Source organism: Pseudoalteromonas sp. SCQQ13, assembly GCF_015864415.1.
Lineage (GTDB): Bacteria > Pseudomonadota > Gammaproteobacteria > Enterobacterales > Alteromonadaceae > Pseudoalteromonas > Pseudoalteromonas nigrifaciens.
The window spans coordinates 1-593 of record NZ_JADYXG010000029.1 but is presented as its reverse complement, the minus strand read 5'-3'; the positions used below and the strand labels follow the sequence as shown (position 1 = coordinate 593).

Annotated in this window: 1 protein-coding gene; it reads right to left on the bottom strand. The window is 36.8% G+C overall.

The genetic code is table 11. The features are described 5' to 3' along the window. A partial coding sequence (locus I6F41_RS16830) for a hypothetical protein (protein ID WP_197108797.1) occupies positions 1-458 on the bottom strand: 458 nt, incomplete at its 3' end. Positions 459-593: the final 135 nt, after the last annotated feature.

Sequence of the window (593 nt, the reverse complement as noted above, 5' to 3'; positions counted from 1 at the left end):
AATTCATAATAAAGTGTTGAAGGCGAATTACTTTCGTCACTTTCCATAAATGAATACAGCCTAGCTTTAATTTTTTTGTTTTTAGATTCGAACTCTACTCTCCTTAACTTTAAATCACCGCCATAAGCGATGTAAATTGGTTTTAGAGTGTAGTTATCTAAGCCGCTCTTACTGCTCTTTAGATTTACGTTGATAATTTCACTACCCTTGTAAGGGATTTTTCTACTCAAATCTCCGAATGTATCTATAACCCCGCTTTCATATTCAGCATCTATTTGTTTATCTATCTCAGCATTATGGATAATAGTTTGCAATGTACTTCTTTGGACGTTGTTTAATTCAAACGACTCCACACGCTTGGCTTGAGAGTATTTATTAACCTGAAGATCCAAATTTTGAGCTTTCGGTTGGAAGCTAATACCGCAGAGTAAAATTAAAGTTAGTGAAACTTTTTTCATCAGTTTACGGCAAGAATACTCGGTACTTTAGTGCCGAGAGGAATTGCCGCCTCCATTGGTTGAGTTAACGTAGTGGTTCGAGCAGAAATCCGAACCGTGTTTTTCTTAATGTTAGCGCTGGCGTGAACCTTATCA